Source organism: Mesorhizobium sp. 2RAF21 (assembly GCF_052115345.1).
GTDB classification, from domain to species: Bacteria; Pseudomonadota; Alphaproteobacteria; order Rhizobiales; family Rhizobiaceae; genus Mesorhizobium; species Mesorhizobium terrae.
Genome location: NZ_JBFRGM010000001.1, coordinates 142,370 through 167,283 on the forward strand (window position 1 = coordinate 142,370; position 24,914 = coordinate 167,283).

General features: G+C 63.8%; 26 protein-coding genes, 1 tRNA gene and 1 pseudogene. 8 read left to right on the forward strand and 20 right to left on the reverse strand.

The window, feature by feature from the left end; all coding sequences use genetic code 11:
* Positions 1–136 precede the first annotated feature (136 nt).
* Entirely contained in the window at positions 137–727 is a 591-nt protein-coding gene (locus tag AB4136_RS00715) for a hypothetical protein (RefSeq protein ID WP_024922985.1), read from the reverse strand.
* Positions 728–804: 77 nt separating this feature from the next.
* On the opposite strand from AB4136_RS00715, the gene AB4136_RS00720 reads away from it, so the two are divergent.
* Positions 805–1,350, forward strand: coding sequence for a DUF2975 domain-containing protein (locus tag AB4136_RS00720; protein WP_024922986.1), 546 nt, complete (start codon positions 805–807; stop codon positions 1,348–1,350).
* Positions 1,350–1,577, forward strand: coding sequence for a helix-turn-helix domain-containing protein (locus tag AB4136_RS00725; RefSeq protein WP_024922987.1), 228 nt, complete (start codon positions 1,350–1,352; stop codon positions 1,575–1,577). Before AB4136_RS00720 ends, AB4136_RS00725 begins: the two co-directional genes overlap by 1 nt.
* Positions 1,578–1,624: 47 nt before the next feature.
* Here AB4136_RS00725 and AB4136_RS00730 read toward each other — a convergent pair whose 3' ends face one another.
* On the reverse strand, positions 1,625–3,121 hold the full coding sequence (locus AB4136_RS00730) for a CoA-acylating methylmalonate-semialdehyde dehydrogenase (RefSeq protein WP_024922988.1): 1,497 nt from the start codon (positions 3,119–3,121) through the stop codon (positions 1,625–1,627).
* A 184-nt stretch (positions 3,122–3,305) separates the two neighbouring features.
* On the opposite strand from AB4136_RS00730, the gene AB4136_RS00735 reads away from it, so the two are divergent.
* The 3 genes from AB4136_RS00735 (at position 3,306) to AB4136_RS00745 (ending at position 5,744) form a co-directional block, all read left to right on the forward strand.
* Positions 3,306–4,187 (forward strand): LysR family transcriptional regulator, encoded by an 882-nt coding sequence (locus tag AB4136_RS00735; RefSeq protein WP_024922989.1) that lies wholly within the window; start codon positions 3,306–3,308, stop codon positions 4,185–4,187.
* Between the two features lie 524 nt (positions 4,188–4,711).
* The gene (locus AB4136_RS00740) at positions 4,712–5,344 is read left to right on the forward strand and encodes a hypothetical protein (protein ID WP_036254053.1); all 633 of its coding nucleotides are present in this window, start codon (positions 4,712–4,714) and stop codon (positions 5,342–5,344) included.
* Positions 5,345–5,351: 7 nt separating this feature from the next.
* Complete coding sequence (locus AB4136_RS00745) at positions 5,352–5,744, forward strand: VOC family protein (RefSeq protein WP_024922991.1); 393 nt, start codon at positions 5,352–5,354, stop codon at positions 5,742–5,744.
* A 41-nt stretch (positions 5,745–5,785) separates the two neighbouring features.
* Here the strand turns inward: AB4136_RS00745 and AB4136_RS00750 are convergent, their stop codons facing one another.
* From AB4136_RS00750 to obgE, 14 genes are all read right to left on the reverse strand, one after another.
* Positions 5,786–7,039 carry a D-amino acid dehydrogenase gene (locus AB4136_RS00750; protein WP_024922992.1) on the reverse strand — a complete coding sequence of 418 codons (1,254 nt, stop codon included), beginning with the start codon at positions 7,037–7,039 and terminating at the stop codon, positions 5,786–5,788.
* A 22-nt stretch (positions 7,040–7,061) separates the two neighbouring features.
* A complete protein-coding gene (locus tag AB4136_RS00755) occupies positions 7,062–7,589 on the reverse strand; it encodes a GreA/GreB family elongation factor (protein ID WP_244431196.1) in 528 nt (175 codons plus the stop codon).
* Positions 7,590–7,603: 14 nt separating this feature from the next.
* Positions 7,604–8,020 (reverse strand): nucleoside diphosphate kinase regulator, encoded by a 417-nt coding sequence (rnk, locus tag AB4136_RS00760; RefSeq protein WP_024922994.1) that lies wholly within the window; start codon positions 8,018–8,020, stop codon positions 7,604–7,606.
* Positions 8,021–8,300: 280 nt separating this feature from the next.
* The gene (gene alr / locus AB4136_RS00765; RefSeq protein WP_137900871.1) at positions 8,301–9,470 is read right to left on the reverse strand and encodes an alanine racemase; all 1,170 of its coding nucleotides are present in this window, start codon (positions 9,468–9,470) and stop codon (positions 8,301–8,303) included.
* Between the two features lie 40 nt (positions 9,471–9,510).
* Complete coding sequence (locus AB4136_RS00770) at positions 9,511–10,032, reverse strand: RNA pyrophosphohydrolase (protein WP_137900870.1); 522 nt, start codon at positions 10,030–10,032, stop codon at positions 9,511–9,513.
* A gap of 2 nt (positions 10,033–10,034) precedes the next feature.
* Positions 10,035–11,222, reverse strand: a complete 1,188-nt coding sequence (locus AB4136_RS00775) for a divergent polysaccharide deacetylase family protein (protein ID WP_137900869.1) — start codon at positions 11,220–11,222, stop codon at positions 10,035–10,037.
* 151 nt (positions 11,223–11,373) lie between these two features.
* On the reverse strand, positions 11,374–12,705 hold the full coding sequence (locus AB4136_RS00780) for a S41 family peptidase (RefSeq protein ID WP_024922998.1): 1,332 nt from the start codon (positions 12,703–12,705) through the stop codon (positions 11,374–11,376).
* 1 nt (position 12,706) lies between these two features.
* A complete protein-coding gene (locus AB4136_RS00785) occupies positions 12,707–14,020 on the reverse strand; it encodes a murein hydrolase activator EnvC family protein (RefSeq protein ID WP_137900868.1) in 1,314 nt (437 codons plus the stop codon).
* Between the two features lie 111 nt (positions 14,021–14,131).
* The gene (rlmH, locus tag AB4136_RS00790) at positions 14,132–14,614 is read right to left on the reverse strand and encodes a 23S rRNA (pseudouridine(1915)-N(3))-methyltransferase RlmH (RefSeq protein WP_024923000.1); all 483 of its coding nucleotides are present in this window, start codon (positions 14,612–14,614) and stop codon (positions 14,132–14,134) included.
* 24 nt (positions 14,615–14,638) lie between these two features.
* Positions 14,639–15,016 carry a ribosome silencing factor gene (gene rsfS / locus AB4136_RS00795; protein WP_024923001.1) on the reverse strand — a complete coding sequence of 126 codons (378 nt, stop codon included), beginning with the start codon at positions 15,014–15,016 and terminating at the stop codon, positions 14,639–14,641.
* A 187-nt stretch (positions 15,017–15,203) separates the two neighbouring features.
* Positions 15,204–15,791, reverse strand: coding sequence for a nicotinate-nucleotide adenylyltransferase (locus tag AB4136_RS00800; RefSeq protein WP_024923002.1), 588 nt, complete (start codon positions 15,789–15,791; stop codon positions 15,204–15,206).
* A 160-nt stretch (positions 15,792–15,951) separates the two neighbouring features.
* Entirely contained in the window at positions 15,952–17,238 is a 1,287-nt protein-coding gene (locus AB4136_RS00805; protein ID WP_024923003.1) for a glutamate-5-semialdehyde dehydrogenase, read from the reverse strand.
* Between the two features lie 3 nt (positions 17,239–17,241).
* The gene (proB, locus tag AB4136_RS00810; protein WP_024923004.1) at positions 17,242–18,381 is read right to left on the reverse strand and encodes a glutamate 5-kinase; all 1,140 of its coding nucleotides are present in this window, start codon (positions 18,379–18,381) and stop codon (positions 17,242–17,244) included.
* Positions 18,382–18,383: 2 nt separating this feature from the next.
* Entirely contained in the window at positions 18,384–19,415 is a 1,032-nt protein-coding gene (gene obgE, locus AB4136_RS00815; protein WP_024923005.1) for a GTPase ObgE, read from the reverse strand.
* Between the two features lie 119 nt (positions 19,416–19,534).
* Between obgE and AB4136_RS00820 the strand changes: the two genes are divergently transcribed.
* Positions 19,535–20,404 (forward strand): endonuclease/exonuclease/phosphatase family protein, encoded by an 870-nt coding sequence (locus AB4136_RS00820; RefSeq protein WP_024923006.1) that lies wholly within the window; start codon positions 19,535–19,537, stop codon positions 20,402–20,404.
* 16 nt (positions 20,405–20,420) lie between these two features.
* Here AB4136_RS00820 and AB4136_RS00825 read toward each other — a convergent pair whose 3' ends face one another.
* From AB4136_RS00825 to rplU, 3 genes and pseudogenes are all read right to left on the reverse strand, one after another.
* A complete protein-coding gene (locus tag AB4136_RS00825) occupies positions 20,421–21,008 on the reverse strand; it encodes a GNAT family N-acetyltransferase (protein ID WP_024923007.1) in 588 nt (195 codons plus the stop codon).
* Positions 21,009–21,129: 121 nt separating this feature from the next.
* Positions 21,130–21,399, reverse strand: coding sequence for a 50S ribosomal protein L27 (gene rpmA / locus AB4136_RS00830; RefSeq protein WP_024923008.1), 270 nt, complete (start codon positions 21,397–21,399; stop codon positions 21,130–21,132).
* Between the two features lie 103 nt (positions 21,400–21,502).
* Positions 21,503–21,937: pseudogene (gene rplU, locus AB4136_RS00835) on the reverse strand (50S ribosomal protein L21); the annotation flags it as partial.
* A gap of 268 nt (positions 21,938–22,205) precedes the next feature.
* Here rplU and AB4136_RS00840 point away from each other — a divergent pair.
* Both AB4136_RS00840 and AB4136_RS00845 read left to right on the forward strand, forming a co-directional pair.
* A tRNA-Ser gene (locus tag AB4136_RS00840) sits at positions 22,206–22,295 on the forward strand.
* A gap of 480 nt (positions 22,296–22,775) precedes the next feature.
* Positions 22,776–23,930: a GGDEF domain-containing protein gene (locus tag AB4136_RS00845; RefSeq protein WP_024923010.1), complete on the forward strand. Its 1,155-nt coding sequence runs from the start codon at positions 22,776–22,778 to the stop codon at positions 23,928–23,930.
* A 116-nt stretch (positions 23,931–24,046) separates the two neighbouring features.
* Here AB4136_RS00845 and AB4136_RS00850 read toward each other — a convergent pair whose 3' ends face one another.
* Positions 24,047–24,892, reverse strand: a complete 846-nt coding sequence (locus AB4136_RS00850; protein ID WP_024923011.1) for a fumarylacetoacetate hydrolase family protein — start codon at positions 24,890–24,892, stop codon at positions 24,047–24,049.
* Positions 24,893–24,914: the final 22 nt, after the last annotated feature.

Consider the following 24,914-nt stretch of genomic DNA (forward strand, 5'->3'; position numbering starts at 1 on the left):
AGGCCTGGTTCGACGACTTCATCGCGTCGCTCCTTCTGGTTTCCGGTTCATGCCCCGAGCTATCGCTGGGGCTCTATGAATCGATATGGGTAGGCGCCGTTGCGGAAACAAGCATCGGCCTAAGAAAGCGCCGAGATCATCCGCCCCGACACGCCGGCAACATTGCAATGGCCGCATCGCCCAGCAGTTTGCGCAGATCGATCGACGTCGTCAGGGGAAAGAACTTTTCGCCGGGCTTGCTGCGCATGTGAATGGCGGCAATCAGCGGCCCGTTGCCGACGGCACCGGCCCGGCAGCCGCCCTTGATTGTCACTGTAATGCTACCTTTGCCGTCACTGCGCCCGGTCGCGCGGAAGGCGCGCGCCTTTGCCAGGCCCGCCGAAAGCCTCTCGACATCGGCCCTGGCGATACGTGCCTGCTGGATATGTTCGAAGGTTGGGCTGGCGACGACACCTGGCGTTGCGTCGCCATCGACGATCTCAAGCGGCACCACCTCGTGCACCGGTCCATAAGGCGCCGGCGCTTCCAGCGAAAAGTCCAGCACGACATCGGCGTTGCGCAGTTTCAGGGCGGCCGGCATCACCGCGGCAACGCTGAGCACCGCGGGATCGGCCGCAAGTGGGTCCATGGTAGCCAGTCTGACCAGTGCCGATGGCGTGATGGATGCGCAGCCGGCCGCCAAAAGCGCGGCAACCAATGCGCTGACACGAAATACATGTTTGATCATGAGGGGAATCCATATTTGACAGCCAATAATTATTGTTTTACGATAATAAATGCAACCGATAAAAGAAGGACCATGAAATGGCGGAACGAGAACGGGCCCGCCGGCTGAGCCGGCAGCTGGAATATCTGGTCGCGGCGATCGTCGTGATCGTCCTCGGCGTCGTGGCCGTTGGGCTGGGATGGGCGCTTATGGAACCGGAACGGATTGGCCCGTTCGCCGCGCAGCAATACGGCTTTGCCACTCCTGCCCACAGCTCCGACATCTCGACATGGCTGCTGGTGGCGATCTTCCTGGTTCAGACCGTTCCGATGGTCGCGGGCCTGCTGGGACTATGGGCAGCCCTCCGCGATATCGGCCGCCGCGAGACGATTGGCATTGAAGCCGCGCGCTGGCTACGGCGGGCCGGCATCGCCTTTTTCATCAATGCACTCGTCATGCTGGTCTCGCGTCCGGTCGTCTCGCTCGTTTTGTCGATCGACATGCCGCCCGGCCAGCGCTTCCTCTCCATCGGCTTCGGGACGCCCGAATTGTTCACCTTGCTGGTATCCGGCGTGCTGGTGATGTGCGGGCATCTGATGACGGTCGCCGCCGAAATCGAAGACGAGAACAGGCGGTTCGTCTGATGCCGATCATCGTCAATCTCGACGTCATGCTGGCGCGCCGCAAGGTGCGCTCCAAGGAACTCGCCGCCAAGATCGGCATCACCGAGCAGAACCTGTCGCTGCTGAAATCCGGCAAGGTGAAGGGCGTGCGCTTCCCGACACTGGCGCGCATCTGCGCCGAACTCGACTGCCAGCCGGGGGATTTGCTCGAATATCGGCCAGGGGCCGAGGAAGAGGATGATGCATAAAAAACGGGCGCCGATGGCGCCCGTTTCATTTTCGAGATTGGCTGTCGTCAATTCATCGTGGGAATGACGAACTCGGCACCATCCTTGACGCCCGACGGCCAGCGCGAGGTGACCGTCTTGGTCTTGGTGTAGAAGCGGAACGCGTCCGGGCCGTGCTGGTTGAGATCGCCGAAGGACGACGCCTTCCAACCACCGAAGGTGTAATAGGCGATCGGCACCGGGATCGGCACGTTGATGCCGATCATGCCGACCTGCACGCGGCTGGCGAAATCGCGCGCCGCATCGCCGTCGCGGGTGAAGATGGCGACGCCATTGCCCATCTCATGGTCGTTGGCGAGCTTGATCGCGTCCTCGTAGCGCGGGGCGCGCACCACCGAAAGCACCGGCCCGAAGATCTCTTCCTGATAGATGCGCATGTCCGGCGTCACATTGTCGAACAGGCAGCCACCCATATAGTAGCCGTTCTCGTAGCCCTGCATCTTGAAGCCGCGACCGTCGACGACGAGCTTGGCGCCTTCCTTGACGCCGATGTCGACGTAACCCTTGATGCGCTCCAGCGCCTGCGCGGTCACCACCGGGCCGAAATCGGCCGACGAATCGGTCGACGGACCGACCTTGAGGCTCTCGACGCGCGGGATCAGCTTTTCCATCAGCCGGTTCGCGGTATCGTTGCCGACCGGAACCGCAACCGAGATCGCCATGCAGCGCTCGCCAGCCGAACCGTAGCCGGCGCCGATCAGCGCATCGACCGTCTGGTCCATGTCGGCATCGGGCATGATGATCATGTGGTTCTTGGCGCCGCCGAAGCACTGCACGCGCTTTCCGGCCGCGCAGCCGCGCGAGTAGATGTATTGCGCGATCGGCGTCGAGCCGACGAAGCCGATGGCCTTGATGTCCGGATCGTCGAGGATGGCGTCGACCACTTCCTTATCGCCGTTGACGACGTTGAGAACGCCCTCCGGCAGGCCGGCCTCGATGAACAGCTCGGCGATGCGCAGCGGCACGCCCGGATCGCGCTCGGAAGGCTTCAGGATGAAAGCGTTGCCGCAGGCGATCGCGGGGGCGATCTTCCAGAGCGGGATCATCGCCGGGAAATTGAACGGGGTGATGCCGGCGACGACACCGAGCGGCTGCCGCATCGAATAGACGTCGATGCCGGGGCCGGCGCCGTCGGTGAACTCGCCCTTCATCATATGCGGCGCGCCGATGCAGACCTCGACCACTTCGAGGCCGCGCTGGATGTCGCCCTTGGCGTCGGCGATGGTCTTGCCGTGCTCACGCGCCAGGATTTCGGCCAGCGAGTCATATTCGCGGTTGGCGAGTTCCAGGAACTTCATCAGCACGCGCACGCGGCGCTGCGGATTGACCGCCGCCCACTTTATCTGTGCCGCCTTGGCGTTTTCGACAGCGGCGCGCAGCTCCGACTTGGAGGCCAGCGCGACCGTGCCGCGCACCGAGCCGTCCATCGGCTGCATCACGTCCTGCTTGCGTCCGCTCGTACCGGCGACGCGCTTGCCACCGACGAAATGACCGTATTCGATCATGGTTCTCTCCCTGGATTTTGATGAGGCCATTGTCTGCCTTTGAGGATCGGAACGCAACGCGAGGGAAATCGCAGCCGTTGTGCAAGGATTAAATACCGAACTGGACAGAAGCATCAAACAGCGCAAAGATGCCGATGGTTCGTTTCGTCCGGAATACAGGCAAGCCCACCCGCCCGGAGGCATCATGAATTGGGATGACGTGCGTATCTTCCTGGCCGTGGCCCGCTCGGGCCAGATCCTGGGCGCCGCAAAACGCCTCGAGTTGAACCATGCCACGGTCTCGCGGCGCATCGCCGCGCTCGAAGAGGCCTTGCGGACCAAACTGTTTCGCCGGCTTACCACCGGTTCCGAGCTGACGCCGGCCGGAGAACGCTTCCTCGACATTGCCGAGCGCATGGAAGCGGAGATGATCGCCGCGCGCTCGACGGTGGCCGGCGAAGGCGACGACATTTCCGGCACCGTGCGCATCGGCGCGCCCGACGGCTTCGGCGTCGCCTATCTCGCGCCGCGGCTTGGCGCGCTGACCGCACTGCATCGCGAACTCACGATCCAACTCGTGCCGGTGCCGCGCTCCTTCTCGCTGTCGCGCCGAGAGGCCGACATCGCGATCACCGTCGAACGGCCGACCGAGGGGCGACTGGTTGCCGGCAAGCTGGTCGATTACACGCTCGGCCTCTATGCCTCGCGCGCCTATGCCGAAAAGCACGGCCTGCCGGCGAGCAAGGCCGAACTGCAGCAACATCCGTTGATCGGCTATGTGCCTGACCTCATCGTCAGCCAGTCGCTCGACTACGCGGCCGAGTTCAGTCCGGACTGGCATTCCACTTTCGCCATCTCCTCGGCGCTCGGCCAGGCGGAGGCGGTACGGTCCGGTGCTGGCGTCGGCATCCTGCATACTTTCGTCGCCCGCTCAATGCCGGAACTGGTCCCCGTGGAAGCAGCCACCCCGATCCGCCGCGCCTACTGGCTGGTCTATCATGAAAGTGTCCGCCAGCTGCGGCGCATTCAGGTCGTCGCCGCCTTCATTGCCGGGCTCGTTGAAAAGGACCGCGCCCTGTTTTTGTAAGCCACACTTCTTCATCGCCACGCTGCGGAAAATCCGCCCTGGCCATTGTCAAAGAACACTCCCGTTGCGGGAGAAGTCGGGAAGCGGGGCGCCGGGTCGGTGCCTCACACTATTCTAATGCTGGCGCCTTCCGGGCGCCCCGCCGGTGTTCTTGCCCCGGACCGACCTCGCACGTCATTCGCGACGGCAGACTTCGGGCCTCAAAGCCGCCATTCGCGGCGGCCGGGTTTTTCCAGGGCCCGGACTTAGGGCTCGTCACCAGACAACGCCACCGTTAGCGCTGCCAGTCCGGCACCGACGTCCTCCCTGATACCCGGTGCGCACCAGGTTCCCGTTGAGGACGGCTTTCAGGCGCAAGGATGCCGCAGGCCAGGAAGGGTGTGGAAAGAATTGCCGGGAAATTTAATGCGCGATCGGATAGTCAATTGAAATAAAAGGATGATTTCTTTCCTCAAGGGCTTGTCGAAGAAGACCGCCCCCTGTTTCTTTAGCTTGGCCGCACATTTCGTGCTTGGGGAAACAAAGTGTTGTCACGACCCTATGTCGAATTGCTGCGCCAGGCCCGCCGCGCTGCGCGACGGCCTGACGAGGCGGAGGATCTCCTGCAGACGGTGCTGCTTTCGGCGATCGAAGCCGGTCGTGCCGATCTTTCCTGCCCCGACAACCGCAAATGGCTGCAAGGCGCGCTGCGCAAGCGCGCGGCATTCGATGCCCGCGCCGCCGTCCGCCGGCGCCATCGCGAAACCCGCTGGCAGGCCGAGCCCATGGCATCGGTCGCGCGCGAGGACATGCCGAGGGCTTTCGTCGTCGCACTGCCCTCGGCGCTCAAAACCACCGCGCTCCTGGCGCTCACCGGCCATACACGGCAGGAAATCGCCTGGCTGCTGCGCCTGTCGGACCCTGCCTTGCGGCAGCGCATCGCCGAGATCAGGCGGCGCTGGCGCGACGCCGGTGGAAATCAGCTCGAAGAATTATCCGGTCTCGACGGCACGCTTCATTTCGGCCGCATCCGCCGCGCGCTGCTCGGGCCGGCGCGCCGCGATGGCGTGCTGCTCGCCAGCCACGATCCCGACGGTCATCTTTTTTTGGTGAGCCTTCCCTCACAAATCGGGATGGCGCGGCAACAGTGCGAACGCAAACCCTCAAACCAGGAGTAGACATCCCGTGTTTCGCAACAGAAAACTTGGCACCATCTGCTATTTCGTTTCCGACATCGGCCGCACCGAAGCGTTCTATCGCGACGTTCTCGGCCTCGAAGTCCAGAACATGGGCGACGACGGCGACGGCCACGATTGGCTGACGGCGCAGACCGCCAACGGCATCGAGCTGATCTTCTTCCAGAAGGAATCGCGACCCGGCAATTCGCCGATCATCGTCTTCGAAATCGCCGAAGGCGGCATCGACGACGTCGTCGCCGGACTGGCAGCCAAAGGCGCCACCATCGTCACGCCAGTGAGCCACGCCCCCGGGGGATGGTCGGCCGAAATCGCCGACCCGGACGGCCACCAGATCTCGATGTATCAGTCGGAAGAGCAGCCGCGTTCGCTGAAGAAATAGCGACGGAGGGGCGGTGCGCCGAAACTGCTTCGGCGCACGCCTCAGGCGTAGCGCGACATATTGAGTTCGCTGACGTCGATGTCAGGCTTCTTGCCTGAAATGACGTCGGCGAGCACCCGTCCCGAGCCGCAGGCCATGGTCCAGCCCAGCGTGCCGTGGCCGGTGGACAGGAAGAGATTGTCGAAACGGGTCTTGCCGATGATCGGCGGACCGTCCGGCGTCATTGGCCTGAGCCCGCACCAGAAGCTCGCCTTCGAGACATCGCCGCCGCGCGGGAACAGATCGGTGACGGAATGTTCCAGCGTTGCCCGCCGGGCGGGCCGCAGCGCCAGATCGTAGCCGGAAATCTCGGCGGTGCCGCCGACGCGGATACGGTCGCCGAGGCGGGTGATCGCCACCTTGTAGGTCTCGTCCATGACGGTCGATTCCGGTGCGCCGGCAGCGTCGCTGATCGGCACGGTGATCGAATAGCCCTTGATCGGAAAGACGGGAATCGAAAGGCCAAGCGGCTTCAGCATGATCGGCGAATAGCTGCCCAGCGCGCAGACATAGGCGTCCGCCGTCAAAAGCCCCTCGCTGGTATCGACGCCGGCGATTCGGCCGCCCTCGGTGGCGATGCCCTTGATCGTGGTGTTGAAGCGGAAGCGCACACCGCGCTTGGCGGCATGTTCGGCCAGCCGTTCGGTGAACATCTTGCAGTCGCCTGTTTCGTCACCGGGCAGGCGCAGACCGCCGACGAACTTGCCCTTGACGTTGCCCAATGCCGGCTCGGCGCCGATGCAGCCGGCCGGATCGAGCACTTCATAAGGCACGCCGAACTGCTTCAGCACCTCGATGTCGCCGGCGGTGCCGTCGAGCTGCTTCTGGGTGCGGAACAATTGCAAGGTGCCCTGGGCGCGGTCGTCATACTGGATGCCGATTTCGGCGCGCAGGGCCTTGAGACAATCGCGGCTGTATTCGGCGATCGGCACCATGCGCGCCTTGTTCACGGCGTAGCGCGCCTCGGTGCAGTTGCGCAGCATCTTGAGCACCCAGGAAATCATCGCCGGATCGACCTTCGGCCGGATCACCAGCGGCCCGAAATGCATCAGCAGCCACTTGATCGCCTTGATCGGTACGCCGGGACCGGCCCAGGGCGACGAATAACCCGGCGACACTTCGCCCGCATTGCCGAAGCTGGTTTCCAGCGCCGGCCCGCTTTGGCGGTCCACCACCGTCACCTCATGGCCGGCTTCCGCCAGATAATGGGCGGCCGTCACACCGATGACGCCGCTGCCAAGCACCAGAATTCTCATAGTCCCGCTCCTAGTCGCCCTGTCACGCCGCCGTTGGGCCATCCGGGTCGTCCTTGCCCTCTGTCTGCCGCATTTCCGCAACCGCGCCAAGAGGTGGCACAACGCTATTGGCACTGTAGACCAGCCGCAGTCGCGGTCGGCTGGGCCGGGCAACACTCGCACGAAGCGCCGCTTCCGGCTGGAACAGCACCTTCACCACCCGGATCTGCTCGGTTTCGCCTTCCGCCCGCTCGACCAGGGTAGTTTCGCCTTCCGTCATGCCAAGCAGCGACAGGCCCCATGGCGTCGTCATCGACAGGCTGCCGCCGACAACGCCGCGCGCCTCGTTCTGGATCACCGTGCGCGTCTCGGCCGCCTTGCCGTCGACGCGGAAAGTGACGCGGCTGTTGATCGTCACCACATCCGGATCGACGGAACCGATGAGCACCACGCTGGCGTTGGCGAGCTTCTTTTCCAGCACGGCGGCCAGCGGATCGCCCAGCGCGCGTTTCCGCTCCAGCAGCGTTTCCAGTATGGCGAAATCCTTGGTGGTCAGGCGGCAAGTTGTCATGGCCATCTCCCGCATCACAACCGCTCCGCCGGCGGCGGCTCGACGGCGACGATGTCGAGCGCCATTTCGCGGCCATCGCGGGTCGCCCAGTGCACGCGGTGGCCAACCTGCGCGCCGATCAGCGCCGTACCGAGCGGGGTGAGTATCGAGATGCGTTGCGCGGCGATGTCGGCTTCGGCGGGATAGACCAGTGTCATGTGTTGCTCGGCGCCGTCGCCGTTCCGCGCTCTGACGGTGGAGCCCATACGCACCACATTGTCGGGCATCGCGCCGGCGGCGGCCACCGTTGCGCGATCCATTTCGGAAAGCAGTTCTTCCGCGGTGTCGGGCAAACGGTCGAGCGATGCCCGCGCCAGTCCGGTCAGGCGACCGTGGTCGGTCGCGGTCACCAGGATGGTGTCAGGTGGACGAACCTTGATTGATCTTTGCATGGTAAACCTCTCATGTTGGATGGGCGCATCGAGGCGATGCGCGGCTGACCGCACGCATGGCGGCCTCAAATCGAACCGACGCGCACTTTCACGCCTTCGGCTCGAAACTCAGATGTCGTGTTGAAATGCGCCCCGGTACGGACGGACGCGCAAAGGCGTCCGCGCCGGGGCTACGCTCCCGCGATGGGGCAGATCCTGAAACAGGTCCGGTTATGGGCAACGGTGCTCATGCGGCGAGCCTTGCCGACACAGGCTGGCTTGTCAAGCATGGCAAAGCCGCTCAGCCGCCGATGTAGCGCCGGTGGAAGCGATGGCCGAGGCTGGTCAGCACCTCGTAGCCGATCGTACCGGCGATATCGGCCACCGTGTCGAGCGGATGCGACGGACCGATCAGCTCGACCAGATCGCCCTCCTTCAGGCGTCCGTCCGGCAGCGCCGAAATATCGAGGATGATCGAATCCATCGAGACCCGGCCGATGAAGGGCAGTTCGACACCGTCGAAGAAGGCGGCGGCAGACGTGCGGCGATGCCAGCCATCGGCATAGCCGAGCGCGATCGTCGCCATCGCGAGCGGGCCGGTTGCGTGAAAAGTGTGGCCATAACCGACGCCGGTTCCTGCATCGATTTGCCGGGTCTGGATCACCTTGGCTTCCAGTGTCACCACCGGCAGCATCGGGTTCTTGTGCCCCGGCGTCGGATTGATGCCGTAGAGCGCGGCGCCCGGCCTGGCCAGATCGTGATGATAGGGCTTGCCGAGGAAAATGCCGGAAGAGTTGGCGAAGGAGACCGGGGCCGGCGGCAGCATCTTGCGCAGCCGCTCGAACTCCAGCCGCTCGGCTTCGTTGGCGTCGCGTTCCGGCTCGTCGGCACAGGCGAGATGGCTCATCACCAGCCTGACATCGATGCCGTCGAAACGCGATGGGTCGGCCGCAAGCGCCTCCACCTCGACCGGCGCCATGCCGAGCCGCGACATGCCGCTATCCACCTGGACGGCAGCGAGCAATGTCAGGCCTTTTCGCTGCGCCAGCTTCCGCCACGCGGCAAGCTGCCCGCTGCTGTTGATGACGGGGATCAGCGCCGCATCGAGCGCCTCTTCCTCCGATCCGGGCAGCAGGCCGTGCAGCACGAAGATCGTCGGCTCGGACCCGAGGCCGGCGCGCAGCACGATGCCTTCCCAAAGATGCGCGACGAAGAAGGTGTCGCAGTCTTCCTTGCGAAGGGCTTTCGCCACCTCCACCGCGCCCAGGCCATAGCCGTCGGCCTTGACGACGCCGGCACAGGCGACGCCGTCGAGCCGCGCCTTGAGGCGCCGGTAGTTTTCGCGAATGGCGGAAAGATCGATGGTGAGGATAGCGCCGGCCGCCGCTTCATCGGGCTGGGCGGGCGCATGGATTGTCGATTTGGTCAATTCGGGTGGTCTGGCTCCGGCAATGCTGGCGGCATCGATCATCTTCGACCCCGTGCGGCAATACGATTGGCTTCCTGAACGCTTATGCCACCAGATGCCGGAAGGCCGCAACGACCTCTTCATAGACCTTGCGCTTGAACGGCACGATCAGGCCAGGCAGGTCCTGCATCGGGCGCCAGCCCCATTCGTCGAACTCGGCCTCATGCCCGCCGGGCGGCGGATTGATCTTGATCTCGCTTTCCTCGCCACGGAAGCGAAATGCGAACCATCTCTGCGTCTGGCCGCGATAGCGCCCTTTGAAGGCGATGCCGACCAGGTCGCGCGGCAGATCGTAATTGATCCAGTCTGGCGCTTCGGCGAGGAGATCGAGGTTTTTCATGCCCGTCTCCTCATAGATCTCGCGTTTCGCGGCCGCGAGCGGCTCCTCGCCCTTGTCGATACCGCCTTGCGGCATCTGCCAGAGCTGCGTGGTACCCGCGAATTCGCTGTCCGGCTCGGCGATACGATGGCCGACCCAGACCAGGCCTTGCGGGTTCAGCACCATCACACCGACGCAGGGGCGATAGGGCAGCGTTTCGGGATCGACCGGTTTCTTCTTCGTCATGCTCATTTCCGCTCGGGATCGTTCGCCACGGCCGAGATCGGTACGATCTCGATGCCGCGTTTCTTGGCCTCGTTGACCCAGGACGCGACCGCGTCGATCGTCACGTTGAAGGCGGACCCGGTGCCGATGGCGTAACCCTTCGAGCGTGCCGTCGCTTCAAGCTGGTCGAGTTTTTTCAGGATCGCGCCACGGTCCTGTATCGCATCGATGGCGGTATCGGCGACCGCGAGCGGCACCCCGTCCTTCAGCGCAAGATCGGGCGCGACGCTGCGCGCCGACGACCCGTCGTCGAGATAGCCGATGCCGCGTTTGCCCAGTTCCGCCATGATCGGGCCGAAAGCCTCGGTGTCGGTGGCGAAACGCGCGCCCATATAGTTCATGACCGCCGTGTAGTTCGTGGTCCGCGACAGAACCCAGCGCAGGTTTTTGAGGTTCTCGTCCGGCGTGGCGTCGACCGTCAGCGTGTTGCGGCCGGGATTCACATTCGGATAGTCGAACGGCTCCAGCGGCACCTGCATGACGACTTCATGTCCGCGCCGGCGCGCCTCCTGCATCCAGCGGCCGATGCTGTTGCCCTGCGAGGCGAAGGCCAGGGTTACTTCTCCAGGCAATTTGGCGATCGCCGACTGCGTGCCGGTCTGCGACACGGCAAGCCCGCCGATGACAATGGCGACACGGGCGCCGCGAGCCCCGGACCATGGCCGCGCATAGGCGTCGAACGGTCGCCGGCCATCGGCCGAGCGGATCGGCAACGGTCCGGTCTCGCTGTCTTCGATCAATGCCTTGTCCGGCAGATGCGCGACCGACAGGTTCTGTCCGACGGCGGAGGCATCCTGAATGACGATGCCGGCCTGGCCGCCGGATTCGACTGGCTGCACGCGAATGATCTTGGGGCCATCGGCGGAAGTGGCCGGACGGGACGAGGCAGGCTTGGCCGGATTGGCGGGCGTTGCCTGCGCGACCTTCCCGGTCTCGGCCGGCGCGTCCGGTTTCGGCGTGGGCGTGGCGACAACCTCCGGCTTGCGGAACGGTTTCTCGCCAAGAGCGATCATCGCCGAAGCACCGACCACCGCCAGCACAGCCAGGACAGCGGCGATCTGGCCGCCGCTGAACCGGCTTGCCGCACGCGGCGCGCGCGGCCCGGCCGATTGGCCAAGCGGTCGTTCGATCTCCTTGGTGAATTCAGCCAAGCCGCCAACCCCTGCGCGCCTGCACAGGCCCCGAATCAAACTGCCGGAACCTTGCGGTCCCGGCAGCATCGCATTGCTTCAATCGGTCGGCCAGCGCCGTGTTGCACCAGCCGGACAGTGACAGCCCGAAGCCTTCGCTCCGGGCCGGTCCTTACTGGTTCATCACCGCCTTGTCCGGGTTCGGCGGGAAGGACGGATCGGTCTTCTCGCCACGCAGCAGCTGCTCTGCGAAGATGAGCTGCAGGTCGTTCTTCGGATCCGGCGGCACATAGGCTGCCGAGCCCGAGCCTTGCGAGCTTTCCTCGGCGCCCTTGATGTGGCCCTTCAGGTCCGATTCGCCACGGGTCAGGTCGCGGCCCTGCAACTCCGCCGGCACCGGCTGATCGACCTTGACATCGGGCGTGATGCCCTTGCCCTGGATCGACTTGCCCGACGGCGTGTAGTAGAGCGCCGTCGTCAGGCGCAGCGCGCCATTTTCGCCAAGCGGAATGATGGTCTGCACCGAGCCCTTGCCGAAGGACTGCGTGCCCACCACCGTGGCGCGCTTCAAATCCTGCAAGGCACCGGCGACGATCTCCGAGGCACTCGCCGAACCGCCATTGACGAGGACCACCAGCGGCTTGCCGTCGATCTCGTCGTTCGACTTGGTCTTGGCGTCGAAGCGGGTCACGTCCTTCGGATCGCGGCCGCGCGTCGAGACGATTTCGCCGCGCTTCAGGAAGGCGTCGGAAACCGAAACCGCCTGATCGAGCAGACCGCCCGGATTGAGCCGCAGGTCGAGCACATAGCCTTTCAGCTTGTCCTTCGGAATCTGCTTCTTGATCTCGGCGATGGCGTTCTCGAGATCATCATAGGTCTTCTCGGTGAACGAGGTGATCTTCATGTAGCCGACGTCGTTCTCGACCCGGAACTTCACCGCCTTGACCTTGATGATGTCGCGCACCACCGTGATGTCGAGCGGCTTGTCGGCACCCTGGCGCAGGATCGTCAGCTTGATCGGCGTGTTGACCGCGCCGCGCATCTTCTCGACCGCGTCGTTCAGCGTCAGGCCTCGCACCTCTTGGCCGTCGATCTTGGCGATATAGTCGCCGGCAAGCACGCCGGCCTTGGCGGCCGGTGTGTCGTCGATCGGAGTGATCACCTTGACGAGGTCGTTCTCCATCGTCACTTCGATGCCGAGGCCGCCGAACTCGCCCTTGGTCTGCACGCGCATGTCCTGCGCCTGGTCGGCGTTCATGTAGGACGAATGCGGATCGAGCGACGACAGCATGCCGTTGATGGCGTTCTCCACCAGCGACTTGTCATCCGGGGGCGTCACATACTGGGCGCGCACACGCTCGAAGATATCGCCGAAGATGGCGAGCTGCTTGTAGGTCTCCGAGCCCGCCGCGTTCGCCGCCGTGCTGGGTACGCCATAAACCAGGCTCATGGCTGACGCGCCCATCAGCGCGCCGGCGAACAAGAGCGACACTTTCCGCATCATTTCACGTCCTTCCAGAGAATCGATCCGCCCACCATGGGTTAGGATCGACGGGTTTTCCATCCTTGCGGAACTCGATGTAGAGTTCCGGCGTGGCATTTCCATTCTGCGCTGCAGACGTGCTCGCCACCCGGGCTTCGCCCATGGTGCCAATCGGTTCGCCCGAGAGCACGGCCTGGCCAGCCGCTACGTTCAATTTGCTCATTCCCGCCAACACGACATGATAGCCGTCGCCGGCGTTCAGGATCAAGAGTTGGCCATACGAGCGAAACGGCCCCGCATAAAGAACGCTCCCATCCGCCGGCGCGGTGACGATGGCTCCCGATTGTGTCGCAACCATGTCGCCTTGCATGATGCCGCCGCTGCCGTCTTCGCCTCCGAACCGGCGTCGCATTTTGCCGGTAACCGGCAAGGAGACCTGCCCCTGCATCGCAGAAAACGGCGACGACGATGCCAGGCGATTGGCTTCCGGAACCGGGGTTGCAGCCGCAACGGCATCGGCGTTCGCCTTGTCGGTCGCATCCTGCCTTGCCTTTTCCGCGGCCTTGCGTGTCTTGTCCGCCTCGGCGTCGAGCGAGGCGATCAGATCCTTGAGGCTGGAGGCCTTCGCCGCCAGTTCCCGCGCCCGCTTCTGCTCGTCCGCCTGAGCCGTTTCGGTATCGGCCTGAAGCTTCTCCTTGGTCTGCAGCAACAGGTTGAGCCGCTGCTTCTCGGCGAGTTGGTCCGTGACCGCGGCGGCGAGGCGCGCGCGCTCGGCCTCGATCGAAGCCATCACCTTGGAAAGTTCCGCCAGTTCAGCCATCACCACGTCGGCGCGGTGCCGCAGTTCCGGCACGACGGCGCCAAGCAGAATGGCGCTACGCACCGAGGACAGCGCGTCCTCCGGCTTGACCAGAATCGCCGGCGGCGGATTGAGGCCCATGCGTTGCAGCGCGCCCAGCACCTCGGCCAGCACGTCGCGGCGCGAAACCAGCGATTCGCGCAGCTTCTTTTCCTGGTCCTTGAAGCCGCCCAGCCTGGTGCCGATCTCCTCGATGTCCTGGCTGAGCTTCTGCTCGGTCTTGGCCGACTGGATAAGGGCAGCGGTGATCGAGGCGGAATCCTTCTTCACCGTGGCGATATCGGCGGCGAGCTTGCCAAGCCGCTCCCCCGACAGCGTGATCTCCCTGGACACCCGCTCATATTCCGCCCGGTTCTGGTCCGCGTCGGGCGGCGTTTCGGGGGTGTTTTGTGCGTGAGCCGAAGACGACATGACGAACGCAGCTGCAATGAAGCAACCGCGCATGATGCCCGATCTCGACTTTTCACGCTCTACCATGGAAGCCCGACTGTATTCGCGGCTTCGTTAACGAACCATCAACCATAATTATTCGCTCACCCACCTTCTGGGCTTCTCGAACCGCAATGGGGCGAAAATCGGATCGGCGCTCTAAGAGCGATGGTAGGGATGGCCGGCCAGGATCGTGGCAGCGCGGTAGAGCTGTTCGCCCAACATGACCCGCACGAGCTGGTGCGGCCAGGTCATCGCGCTCAACGATACGACAAGATCGGCCTGATCGCGCAGCGACTGGTCGTGGCCGTCGGCGCCGCCGATCGCAATCACCAGCGCCCGGCGCCCGCCGTCGCGGAACAGGCCGAGACGGCCGGCGAATTCCTCGGACGAAAAGGTGCGACCCCGTTCATCCAGCAACACCAGCGCGCCGCCGGGCTGAAGCTGGGTCTGCAGGCGCTGGCCTTCCTCGCGCCGGCGCTCGCTGGCCGTCTGGCCGCGGCTTTCGGCGATTTCGGTGACGCCGGAAAACTCAAGGCCGATCGCGGCTCCGCTTTTGGCAAAACGGTCGAAATAGCGAGCGGCCAATTCTCTTTCGGGGCCGGCTTTCATCCGGCCCACGGCATGTACGATGATCTTCATCCCTGCCTCGCGGAGCCTAACGGCTCAGTGGAGGGTCTCTTCCTCGAGATCGGGTGCCAACCACATCTTTTCAAGATTGTAGAAGTCACGAACCTCTGGACGGAAGACATGCACGATCACATCGCCGGAATCGATCAGCACCCAATCGGCGCTGGCCAGACCCTCGACGCGCGCGTCGCCCAAGCCGGCGTCCTTCAGCGCTTTGAGGAGATGGTCGGCAACCGCCGTCACATGACGGTTCGAGCGGCCCGACGCGATGACCATATAGTCGCCGAGGCTCGATTTTCCCTGGATGTCGATGGGGACGATGTTTTCGGCCTTGGAGTCTTCCAGACTGGCAAGGACTGTCTTGATGGCGCGGGCCGAGGCGTCGATGCCGCCTATCCCGGCCGCCGAAGGCACGATGTCGGCCTTCTTCCGCAGTGCTGTTCTCAGTGTCTTTCCTTTCACGAGAAGAACAACCAAATCACCGGCAACGCAGGTGACACCACTTAGATAGGCAGAGTCGCATTGCACTTTCAAGACAAACGCTTCGCGTTAACGCGGACACGCCCGCAGGGCGTCATCAACCCGCAGGCAAAGCGGAGGACTATTTCTTTGCCGCCTGCCTGATCTCGGTCGAAGACAACAGCGAACGCGGGCCATGGATGAAGGTCCAGGCCGGCGCCCTCATGCGCGCCAGGATCGGCGCATCGCCCTCGTCGACGCGGGCGTAGTCGAAGGTCTTGGCGACGACCGAGGACAGGAAGGACAGCGTCGAACCCGGCCTGTCGATGACGGCGATCGGAAAGGTCATCACGATCTGGCGCCAGCGTTGCCAGCGATGGAAATCGCGCAACGAATCCGCTCCCATGATCCAGACGAAGTCGATGCCCGGGTTCTTGGCCCGCACCAGCGCCAGCGTGTCGGCCGTATAGCGGATATGGTGGCTTGCCTCGAAGGCAGTCACCTTGATGCGGGGGTTCTGCGCAATCTTTTCCGAAAGCCTGATGCGTTCGGCAAGCGGCGCCAGTTCGCGCGTGCTTTTCAGGGGATTGCCGGGCGTGACGATCCACCAGAGCTGGTCGAGCGCCAGGCGCCTGAGAGCGATCTCTGCCACCAGCGCATGCCCGGCATGGGCGGGATTGAACGAGCCGCCGAACAGACCGATCTGCATGCCTTTCTCGGCATAGGGCATCCGCAGATATCGGGAGGCGACCGCCTCGCCCTTACCCACATGGGAAGCGTCGATCCGTGAAGCGGAGCCGGCCTGAGGCGCGTCGGAAATCAGTTTTACCCCCAAACCAAGCTCGCGGCACCCGCCACTCTCCCCAAACAAGGGAGAGCAACAATCTCCTTCACGGCCGCACCTGCCCGTTGCCGCGCACCCGGTACTTGAACGATGTCAGCTGTTCGACGCCAACCGGCCCGCGCGCATGCATCTTGCCGGTCGCGATGCCGATCTCGGCGCCCATGCCGAATTCGCCGCCATCGGCGAACTGGGTCGAGGCGTTGTGCAGGAGGATCGCCGAGTCGATCTCGTTGAAGAACCGTTCGACGACGGCCACGTCCTCGGCGACGATCGCCTCGGTGTGATGCGAGGAGAAGGTTTCGATATGCTCGATGGCGCCATCGACACCGTCGACCAGCTTCACCGCGATGATGGCGTCGAGATATTCCGTCACCCAGTCGGCATCCGTGGCGGGTTTGGCATCGCCAAAGGCCTTCAGCACATCGGCTTCGGCATGGATTTCGCAGCCGGCTACGCGCAGGGCCTCCAAAATGGGAATGAGATGCGTACCAGCGACCGCCCTGTCGACCAGCAGCGTCTCGGCGGCGCCGCAGATGCCGGTGCGGCGCATCTTGGCGTTGACGGCGATGGCCACCGCCATGTCGAGCTTTGCCGACTTGTCGATGTAGAGATGGCAGATGCCTTCCAGATGCGCGAACACCGGGACGCGCGCTTCCGTCTGCACACGCTCGACCAGGCTGCGGCCGCCGCGCGGGATGATGACGTCGAGATTGCCGGAAAGCCCCTTCAGCATCTCGCCGACGGCGGCGCGATCCGTGGTCGGCACCAGCTGGATCGCATCCTCGGGCAGATTGGCGGCCTTCAGCCCTTCCACCAGGCAGGCATGAATGGCGGAAGAGGAATTGATGGAATCCGAGCCGCCGCGCAGGATGACCGGATTGCCGGCCTTCAGGCACAAGGCGCCGGCATCGGCGGTGACATTCGGGCGGCTTTCGTAGATCACGCCGATGACGCCGAGCGGCGTACGCACGCGTTCGATGTGCAGGCCGTTCGGCCTGTCCCATTCCGCGATCACGTCGCCAACCGGGTCTTTGAGTGCCGCGATCTCGCGGATGCCGTCGCTGATCGCCTTGATGCGCGCCGAAGTGAGTTTCAGCCTGTCCATCAGCGAAGGCGAAAGGCCTGCTTCTTCGCCGTTCTTCATATCAATTGCGTTGGCGGCGACGATCGCCGCCTCGTTGCGCATAATCGCATCGGCCATCGCAAGCAGCGCGGCATTCTTGCGGTCGCTGGAAGCGATGGCGAGTGGTCGGGCCGCCGCGCGCGCCTTGCGGCCGAGTTCGGCCATCAGCGTGACCGTATTGGCTACCGACCCTTCATGCAGCTTCAGCATGGCTCATTCTCCGCTGTCGGCACCGGCATGGCTCACCACGAGATCGTCGCGATGGATCATCGCCGAACGCGCCTCGTAGCCCAGCACCGCCTCGATCTCGGCTGTCTTGAGGCCGGCGATTCTTACGGCATCGGCCGCATCATAGGCAACCAGCCCGCGGGCAATCTCGCGCCCCTCGGGCGAGAGGATAGCGACGGTGTCGCCGCGCGCGAAATTGCCGCTGACCAGCTTCACACCCGCCGGCAGCAACGATTTGCCGGATATCAGCGCCCCGACGGCGCCGGCATCGACGGTGAGCCGGCCGGCCGGCTCGAGCTGGCCGGCGATCCAGGTCTTGTAGCCTTTCACCGGCGTCGGGCTCGGCTTGAAGAAAGTCGCCCGTTCGCCACGTTCGATCGCCATCAGCGGCGACAGCCTGGTACCCGCCGTGATGATCATCGCCGTGCCGGCGGCATTGGCGATCTTGCCGGCGTCCAGCTTGGTGCGCATTCCGCCGCGCGACAATTCGGAGGCGGCGGCACCGGCCATCGCCTCGATGTCGGGCGTGATGCGCTCGACCACTGGAATGAAGGCGGCATTGGGATCGCGCGCCGGAGGCGCCGTATAGAGCCCGTCAATGTCGGAGAGCAGCACGAGGAGATCGGCGCCCATCATCGTCGCCACCCGCGCCGCCAGCCGGTCATTGTCGCCGTAGCGGATTTCGGACGTCGCCACCGTATCGTTCTCGTTGATGACCGGCACCGCCTTCATCTTCAGCAGCGTCGAGATGGTCGCCCGCGCATTGAGATAACGACGGCGCTCTTCCGTATCGCCGAGCGTCAGCAGGATCTGGCCGGACTTCAGGCCGTGGCCGCCAAGCGCGTCCGACCATGCGCCGGCAAGCGCGATCTGCCCGACGGCGGCGGCGGCCTGGCTTTCCTCCAGCTTGAGCGCCCGCTTGCCCAGTCCCAGAATGGTGCGGCCGAGCGCGATCGCACCCGAGGACACGACGAGAACCTCCGCTCCGCCGGCGGCCAGCGTGCCGACATCCTGCGCCAATGAGGCCAGCCACTCGCGTTTCAAACCGGTCGTGCGGTCGACCAGCAACGCCGAGCCGATCTTCACCGTGATGCGGCGATATTTCTTCAGGGACTGCGCGGACATGACTAGCGTTCCCAGCGCGTATCGACCTTTGCCGGCACGGCGTCGCGTGCCTCGGCCACCACGGCCATCAGTGCGCGCAGCACTGCTTCCACGCCTTCGCCGGTCACCGCCGACAACAAGAGCGGCGCGCGGCCGGCGGCACGTTTCAGCGAGGCCGTCTTCTTCTTGCGTTCGTCGGCGTCGAGAATATCGATCTGCGACAGCGCGACGATCTCGGTCTTTTCCGCGAGCCCGTGGCCATAGGCCACCAACTCGCCCCGCACGGTCTTGTAGGCCTTGCCGGGGTTTTCCTCCTGCGCGGAGACGAGATGCAGCAGCACACGCGTGCGCTCGACATGGCCGAGGAAGCGGTCGCCGATGCCGACGCCTTCATGGGCGCCTTCGATGAGGCCCGGAATGTCGGCGATGACGAATTCACGCGCATCGACGCGGGCAACGCCGAGGCCCGGATGCAGCGTGGTGAAAGGATAGTCGGCGATCTTCGGCTTGGCCGCGGTCACCGCAGCCAGGAAAGTCGACTTGCCGGCATTGGGCAACCCCACCAGCCCGGCATCGGCGATCAATTTGAGCCGCAACCAGATCCACATTTCCTCGCCCGGCAGGCCGGGATTGGCGCGACGCGGCGCCTGGTTGGTCGATGTCTTGAAATGCTGGTTGCCGAAACCGCCATTGCCGCCAGCTGCCAGCCGGAAGCGCTGGCCGATCTGGGTCAGGTCGCAGATCAGCGTCTCGTTGTCCTCGGCATAGACCTGGGTGCCCACCGGCACTTTCAGCACTATGTCGGCGCCCTTGGCCCCGGTCATGTTGCGGCCCATGCCGTGCGTGCCGGTCTTGGCCTTGAAATGCTGCTGGTAGCGATAGTCGATCAGCGTGTTCAGCCCATCGACCACTTCCAGCCAGACATCGCCGCCGCGGCCGCCGTCGCCGCCATCCGGCCCGCCGAACTCGATGAACTTCTCGCGCCGGAAAGACACGGAACCAGCGCCACCGTCACCGGAGCGAATGTAGACCTTGGCTTGATCGAGGAATTTCATCGGACGACGCGATTTCTGCTGCTATGGAACTTCATGAACCTGTCTGCTCTAAACTATGGCGAAGCCTAGAGCGAGAGCGGAGCGGGTCGTTTTTGCGGCCCGGCGCGGGAGAGTTTGTCATGCGGGTAGTGACCTACAACATTCAATACGGCATCGGCCTCGACGGCCGCTATGACCTCGCCCGCATCGTCGATGCGGTTCGTGGCGCCGATGTCATCGCGCTGCAGGAGGTCACGCGCAACAATCCCAAGAATGGCGGACACGACATGGTGGCCGCGATCATGGAAGCGCTGCCCGACTATTTCGCCGTCTACGGTTCCAACTTCGAGGCCAATGCCGGCTCCGCCGTCATCGGCGGGCGTGCCCGCACCGTCACGTTCCAGCTTGGCAACATGGTGTTGTCCAAGACGCCGATCCATCTGTCGCGCAACCTGCTTCTGCCGCGCGGCCGCTCCATCGGCGCGATGAACTTCCAGCGCGGCGCGCTGGAAGCGCTGATCGAAACGCCACTCGGCTTCGTGCGTTTTTATTCCACCCATCTCGATCATCGCAATCCGCTCGAACGCGCCCGGCAGGTTCGCTTCCTGCGCGAACGTTTGTTGAACCATGCGCTCGAAGGCGGCGCCCTCAGCGGTCTCGGCGAAATCGGCCTGCCGGAGCCGCCCTGTCCCGAGGCCTACGTGGTTATGGGCGACTTCAACATGCTTCCCGGTTCGCCCGAATATGTCGAACTTGCCGGCCTGCCCGATCACGAATTCGGCCTGCCCTTGAGCGTCGACCTCGCCGTCGACGCCGCCGCCCGGCTCGGCTCCAGCGGCGCCGACCTCGTCACCTGGGTCGATCCGGACAGACCAAAGGACGAAAGCCGGCACAAGCGCATCGACTACATCTTCACCAGTGCGTCGCTGGCCGGTTCCCTGAAGCGGCTTTGGGTCGACCGCGAAGCCGAAGGCTCCGACCATCTGCCGGTCTGGCTCGAAGTGAACTGACCTATGCCGACCGAGGTTACAGCCGCACCCAGGTCCTCAGGCTCGTCCAGGTCTTGCGGTCGAGCCGGTAGCGCTCGACGGGCACCTGGCCGGCAACGATGGAATTCAGCATGCCCTGCCCGGCATACTGGAAACCGCACTTGTGGATGACCCTGCGCGACGCCGGATTGATGACCCTGGTCGACGCATGCAGAACCTGGATGGTGGTGCGGGTGAAGGCGAGATCGACCAGCGCATGCGCGGCTTCCGTCGCATAGCCGCGCTTCCAGTAGGGCTCGCCGATCCAGTAACCCAGCTCCAGGCCGCGGTCGGTGCCGTTCAATCCGGCGCAGCCGATGAAGGCCCCGGTCTCGGCCAAAGTCAGCGCGAAAACGATGCCGCCGCGCGGTGCGCGCGCCATGGCGAGGAAGGCGCGGGCCTCGTCGATGCCATAGGGATGCGGCATGCGGGCCAGCATTTCGGCGACGTGGCGATTGTCGGCAAGCGTGACCAGCTGCTCGATGTCCGCCTCGCACGGCGCCCGCATCGCCAGGTGCTCGGTGCGCAGCACCGGGCAGTCGATCGTGAAGCCTCCGTCGTCCGTGTAGTCCGCTTCGGCAACCATAGAAAAGTCCTCCAGGCATAAGAAAAAGGGGAGATGGTCACCCATCTCCCCTGATCCATTTCCTGGCTTGGCCAGACACCGGTTCCCGAGATGGGGCGCCGGTGTCGTGGTGCGGAACCGGCTACTCCGCTGCTTTAAGGGTCGGGTTCACCGACACGTAGGTTCGGCCATTGGCTTTTTTGGCGAAGGCGACGGAGCCCTGTTCCAGCGCAAAGAGGGTATGGTCCTTGCCCATGCCTACATTGACGCCGGCATGCCACTTGGTGCCACGTTGACGAATAATAATGTTGCCGGCGAGCACGGCTTCGCCGCCGAACTTCTTCACGCCAAGGCGCTTGGATTCCGAATCGCGACCGTTGCGCGACGAACCGCCAGCTTTCTTGTGTGCCATTTCATTGCTCCTTTGCGCCGCGAAGGCGCCTCAAAATCCTTATGAACGCGTTCGCGTTCCGTTTCAAGCCTGCTTGGGCGACACCAGCCGCCCGGCAGTCTTACTCGGCGGCGGCCTCGGCCTTGGCCTTCTTCGGCGCAGCCTTCTCCTTCTTGGGAGCGGCTTCCGCTGCGACTTCAGCCTTCACCTCGGCCTTGGCGGCCGCCTTCTTCGAAGGCTTGGCGCCACCGACCAGAATCTCGGAGATGCGCACGGTGGTCTGAAGCTGGCGGTGGCCGATCTTGCGGCGCGAATTCTGCCGGCGGCGCTTCTTGAAAGCGATGACGGTGCGGTTCTTGCCCTGCTCGACGACTTCGGCGGTAACCACCGCGCCGTCGACGAACGGAGCGCCGATCACGACATTCTCGCCTTCGCCATGCGCCAGAACCTGGCCGATTTCGACGACGTCGCCGACATTGGCCTCGAGCTTCTCGATCTTGAGCACATCGTTGGCGGCAACGCGATACTGCTTGCCGCCCGTTTTGATGACTGCGAACATTTTTTGCCTTTCGCTGTTCGGTCGGCCTTTATGAACCAAACGATCCTCTCGGGATCAGGCGGTTCGGCCGTCTTTTTGTCAGTCTGCGGGTTTAAAAAACAAGCGGCGCGGAGAATCCCCCACGCCGAATGCGCGTCGTCCCTAACCGAAGGTTCGGCGTGAGTCAAGCAAAGGCCGGAAAAGCCGGCATAAAAGCCTGAGAAGGGCCTTGTGTCCCGGCCAAGCAGCCGTTATCTAGTGCGCCGCGCCGACAGGCCGACCACGCTGCGGAGAAGTGGCTGAGTGGTTGAAAGCACCGCACTCGAAATGCGGCATACTCGCAAGGGTATCGGGGGTTCGAATCCCTCCTTCTCCGCCATCTGGTTCTTTTGGACCGATCCGCTCCCCACAGCACGATATTGCCGCCGATCACCACGGCGCCATCAAATGGCCTGACACCGCCCAGGGCTTTGAAGTCCGGCCACACAGCAGGGTTGTCGAGCGCGCCTTCGGGTGGGCGACCCGACGGCGGCGCCTCGTGCGTGGCTGTGAGGAGCGCATGGACTGCTCCGACGCCATTATCCACGTCGCTCACGGGAGCCTCCTCCTCAGACGGGTCGCTCACCAACAGGCGTTCTCAAACGAACTCCGGGCGGTTGAAGCCGATTCAAGTCACGAAATCTCCAAACGGAATGTAACCGGGCGTTCAGCATGTCGCTAAATCCACTTTCAATGCTTCTCGCCTAGAACGACAGCAGTTTGCATGAAGAGCATGGTTTAGACAGAGGAATATTGAAATTCCACTTGCTCAAAACCTGCCGGGGCCGCCAGAAGGCGAAGGCAATGGTTAAGTACAGCTATGAGTTATGAAGGCGTCGTCGCGCTGCTGAATCCTGCGATGTCGGCAATATATTGCGCATCTTTAGTCGTGCTTTGGCGACATCAACGCCACCTCACCTATATCGTAATCTTCGCTCTTTCATATGCGATCAGGGGCCTCTGCTTCGGCGTCCTCTATTTCGCGTTTACCCAGGAAGCGCTGGTGCTCCGGCTCGTCGCCAACTCGTTTGTCCTTTTGGCTATGATGTTGCTGTACGTCGCGCTGTCCCGCCGAGATAAACAGCGGCCTCGATATGGCATCCTGTTCGCCATCGGCGCGATGTCGCTGGCGGCACTCTATTTCTACATGTTCGTGGAACCGAACTTGCCGGCGCGAGCTTTCATTCTCAATTGGGGGCTGGCGGCGGTCTGCCTGCTGATGCTGGGCGATGTCGGGAGACGTCCCCGCCGCACGCCGGTTGAACAATTGTTTTTCGGGCTCGTCGCCCTTGCTTGCCTGGGTTTCCTGCTTCGTCCCTTCACCTTCCACATTCCCGGTATCGCCGCCGATGAAATCGAAGCCACATACTGGCTGATCGTGTCGATCTCGGATGCTCTCATCTGTGCGACCTTGGGAGTGGGGATTTTCGCGATCATCGCCGTCGACATAATGGACGGTATGAAGACCGAGGCACAGACTGATGCCTTGTCAGGATTGCTCAATCGCAGGGGTTTTGATGCGCGCGCACACGATGCGCTTGCGCGGCAACCGGCCGACGCACGGGCAGCCCTGATCCTGAGCGATCTCGATAATTTCAAGGCGATCAACGATCGCTTCGGGCATAGCGGTGGCGACAGGATCATCCAGACCTTCTCCAGAATCCTCAAGGAGAAAGCCCCGGATGACGCCATCATCGCCCGTCATGGCGGGGAGGAATTCGTGGTCTTGCTTCCATCGGGACAGGCGGCCAATGCCCACAACTTCGCCGAGACTGTTCGGTCCATCTTCAAGGAAGGAACGCTGAATATGCTCTCGGGCGAATTTAGCCCAACAGCGAGCTTCGGGATCGCAGTTGCAAGCGAGGGCGAGAACCTCTCAGGATTGATGATCCGTGCCGACCGCGCACTTTACCAGGCAAAGAGCGAAGGGCGCGATTGCGTCCGGGAAAGCCGGCCAGGCGGCACGACGAGGTAAGGGCTAACGACCGACGCATCCGCCCCGAGACGCCTATCGGATCGCTTCAGTAATGCCGTGAGCCGGCGGGCGGTACTGCGCCGCCTGCCCAGCCCATGGCATTTCAGGCGTCGATGTCAGGCGTCTGCCCTGAAGGTCTGGCGCTGGCTGCCAAGGCCTTCGATGCCGAGTTCGACCACGTCGCCGGCCTTGAGGTAGCGCGGCGGCTTCATGCCCATGCCGACGCCGGGCGGCGTGCCGGTGGAGATGATGTCGCCGGGATGCAGGCTCATGAACTGCGACAGATAGGAGACCAGGAAGGCGACGCCATAGACCATCGTCCGGGTCGAGCCGTTCTGCATGGTTTCGCCATTGACCTTCAGCCACATTTTGAGGTCCTGCGGGTCCTTGACCTCGTCCTTGGTCACCAGCCAGGGCCCGGTCGGGCCGAACGTGTCGCAGCTCTTGCCCTTGGTCCATTGGCCGGACCGCTCGGTCTGGAAAGCGCGCTCCGAAACGTCGTGCGCCACGCAGTAGCCGGCGACATGGTCGAGCGCCTCGGCCTCCGTGACATATTTGGCGGTCTTGCCGATGACGACGGCCAGTTCCACCTCCCAATCGGTCTTTAGCGAACCGCGCGGGATCAGAACATCGTCATCCGGGCCGACGATGGCCGAGCTCGCCTTCATGAAGACCACCGGCTCGGGCGGCACCTGCAGGCCGGACTCGGCCGCATGGTCGGCATAGTTGAGGCCGATGCAGATGAACTTGCCGGTGCCGGCGACGCAGGGGCCGAGGCGCGGTTTGCCGGACACCGCCGGCAATGCCTTCGGGTCGAGCCTGGCCAGCGCCGTGAGCGATGCCGGGTCCAGCACCTTGCCGGCGATGTCGGCGACATGGCCCGACAGGTCGCGGAGCGTGCCGTCTCCATCGACAAGGCCGGGCTTCTCGGCGCCGACGGCGCCATAGCGAACGAGTTTCATGCAAATCCTCCAGTTCGTTCCA

What these genes read in the sequence shown, in the direction of transcription:
- AB4136_RS00715 (WP_024922985.1), bottom strand. Translation starts at nt 727, where the DNA reads ATGATCAAACATGTATTTCGTGTCAGCGCATTGGTTGCCGCGCTTTTG.
- AB4136_RS00720 (WP_024922986.1), top strand. Translation starts at nt 805, where the DNA reads ATGGCGGAACGAGAACGGGCCCGCCGGCTGAGCCGGCAGCTGGAATAT.
- AB4136_RS00725 (WP_024922987.1), top strand. Translation starts at nt 1,350, where the DNA reads ATGCCGATCATCGTCAATCTCGACGTCATGCTGGCGCGCCGCAAGGTG.
- AB4136_RS00730 (WP_024922988.1), bottom strand. Translation starts at nt 3,121, where the DNA reads ATGATCGAATACGGTCATTTCGTCGGTGGCAAGCGCGTCGCCGGTACG.
- AB4136_RS00735 (WP_024922989.1), top strand. Translation starts at nt 3,306, where the DNA reads ATGAATTGGGATGACGTGCGTATCTTCCTGGCCGTGGCCCGCTCGGGC.
- AB4136_RS00750 (WP_024922992.1), bottom strand. Translation starts at nt 7,039, where the DNA reads ATGAGAATTCTGGTGCTTGGCAGCGGCGTCATCGGTGTGACGGCCGCC.
- AB4136_RS00755 (WP_244431196.1), bottom strand. Translation starts at nt 7,589, where the DNA reads ATGACAACTTGCCGCCTGACCACCAAGGATTTCGCCATACTGGAAACG.
- rnk (WP_024922994.1), bottom strand. Translation starts at nt 8,020, where the DNA reads ATGCAAAGATCAATCAAGGTTCGTCCACCTGACACCATCCTGGTGACC.
- alr (WP_137900871.1), bottom strand. Translation starts at nt 9,470, where the DNA reads ATGATCGATGCCGCCAGCATTGCCGGAGCCAGACCACCCGAATTGACC.
- AB4136_RS00770 (WP_137900870.1), bottom strand. Translation starts at nt 10,032, where the DNA reads ATGACGAAGAAGAAACCGGTCGATCCCGAAACGCTGCCCTATCGCCCC.
- AB4136_RS00780 (WP_024922998.1), bottom strand. Translation starts at nt 12,705, where the DNA reads ATGATGCGGAAAGTGTCGCTCTTGTTCGCCGGCGCGCTGATGGGCGCG.
- AB4136_RS00785 (WP_137900868.1), bottom strand. Translation starts at nt 14,020, where the DNA reads ATGGTAGAGCGTGAAAAGTCGAGATCGGGCATCATGCGCGGTTGCTTC.
- rlmH (WP_024923000.1), bottom strand. Translation starts at nt 14,614, where the DNA reads ATGAAGATCATCGTACATGCCGTGGGCCGGATGAAAGCCGGCCCCGAA.
- AB4136_RS00800 (WP_024923002.1), bottom strand. Translation starts at nt 15,791, where the DNA reads ATGCCCTATGCCGAGAAAGGCATGCAGATCGGTCTGTTCGGCGGCTCG.
- AB4136_RS00805 (WP_024923003.1), bottom strand. Translation starts at nt 17,238, where the DNA reads ATGCTGAAGCTGCATGAAGGGTCGGTAGCCAATACGGTCACGCTGATG.
- proB (WP_024923004.1), bottom strand. Translation starts at nt 18,381, where the DNA reads ATGTCCGCGCAGTCCCTGAAGAAATATCGCCGCATCACGGTGAAGATC.
- obgE (WP_024923005.1), bottom strand. Translation starts at nt 19,415, where the DNA reads ATGAAATTCCTCGATCAAGCCAAGGTCTACATTCGCTCCGGTGACGGT.
- AB4136_RS00820 (WP_024923006.1), top strand. Translation starts at nt 19,535, where the DNA reads ATGCGGGTAGTGACCTACAACATTCAATACGGCATCGGCCTCGACGGC.
- AB4136_RS00825 (WP_024923007.1), bottom strand. Translation starts at nt 21,008, where the DNA reads ATGGTTGCCGAAGCGGACTACACGGACGACGGAGGCTTCACGATCGAC.
- rpmA (WP_024923008.1), bottom strand. Translation starts at nt 21,399, where the DNA reads ATGGCACACAAGAAAGCTGGCGGTTCGTCGCGCAACGGTCGCGATTCG.
- AB4136_RS00845 (WP_024923010.1), top strand. Translation starts at nt 22,776, where the DNA reads ATGAGTTATGAAGGCGTCGTCGCGCTGCTGAATCCTGCGATGTCGGCA.
- AB4136_RS00850 (WP_024923011.1), bottom strand. Translation starts at nt 24,892, where the DNA reads ATGAAACTCGTTCGCTATGGCGCCGTCGGCGCCGAGAAGCCCGGCCTT.